Source organism: Rugamonas fusca (assembly GCF_014042365.1).
Classification (GTDB): domain Bacteria; phylum Pseudomonadota; class Gammaproteobacteria; order Burkholderiales; family Burkholderiaceae_D; genus Rugamonas; species Rugamonas fusca.
This window is the reverse complement of sequence record NZ_JACEZS010000058.1, coordinates 1-1,212: the sequence shown is the minus strand read 5'-3', so window position 1 is coordinate 1,212 and position 1,212 is coordinate 1. Positions and strand designations below refer to the sequence as shown.

Genomic DNA, 1,212 nt, shown 5'->3' with positions numbered 1-1,212 from the left:
CGCAAACGCTTGTCGCGCCCGTTTTCTCAGTACTTGGTTGCGAAGCATCGCACCAGTCACCCATCAGGATCAAGCAAGCCGGCGGCAGCGCCGGTTGCCCTGGCGGCATCGGCCGCCCCAGAAAAACGTTGGTACCGTCACGTGTCCCAATTATTCACAGATTAAATGGTTGCCGCTTGCGACCCCACCCCTTGCTGGCTCACGTCTCGGGCGATAGCTTGTCTTGCGGTGGCGGCGGCGACAGGTGTCCAATCAGATCCGTTGGTTTAGTGCCAACCCCAGTGCTGGCTCACCTGCGCCGCCTTGATCGTCATGCGAAACAGCGCTTCTCGTCAAATACGGTTTGTCCTTTCAGCATGTGAAAGCAGGCCCGTGCCAGCTTGTGTGCCAATGCCTTGGTCGCCAAGGCCGCGTTGCAGCGGGCACGCTTGCGCTCGTAAAATCGTTTGGCCGCATCGCTATAGCGTAGTGCGTAATGGGCCGCCTCCACAAAGGCCCACGCCAGGTAGGTATTGCCGTTCTTCCGATTACCTTCGCCCTTCTTCTTCGCGTTCGAGTAGCGGCCGCTGCCAACGCAACGCGCGTATGAGGCGTAATTGCCGGCCGAGGTAAACCGTTCGATCGGCCCGGTCTCGAGCATGATCACAGTCGACAGCACTTCGCCTATGCCCGGCACGGTTTTCAGCACGGCGTATTCCGACGTTAATTTCACTCGCTCATGCAGCCGCTTCTCGATGATCTCGATGCCACGTTCCATGGCCTGTATCGCCAGCACATTCGTTTGGGCGGCCAAGGTGACGTCGTCACAACATCCCCAGTGCGCCACATCGTCGAACTGAAGCGACTTTGCGATATCGCCACTGATCCGTGCGCCGGTTTGCCGCGCGTAGATCGTCTCGAGCGCCAGGACGTGGGTGGTCCTCGTGCGTACCAATTGCATGCGCTTGCGCGCCAGGTCGCGCACGGCGCGCCACTCCGGCGCGAACGCATAGCCAAAAAGCAGCAACTTCAAACGCAGCAGATGCGCCAGATGGCGCGCGTCGTGCTCGTCACCGCTGTACTTCAATCCTTCATATTGGACGATGGCTGCCGTATTCACCAACTTCACTTCGAAACCGGCGGCACGCAAGCCGTCCACCAGCCAATACCAATTGAAGGTCGACTCCACTGCGACGCCGGCCAGTTCGGCGCGAAACGGCTCCAGCAGAGCGA

At 59.8% G+C, this 1,212-nt stretch carries 1 protein-coding gene; it reads right to left on the bottom strand.

Annotated features, from left to right (window positions below):
* Window positions 1-310: 310 nt before the first annotated feature.
* Window positions 311-1,212: transposase (locus H3H36_RS26285; protein ID WP_182220982.1), on the bottom strand; the 902-nt coding region annotated here is incomplete at its 5' end.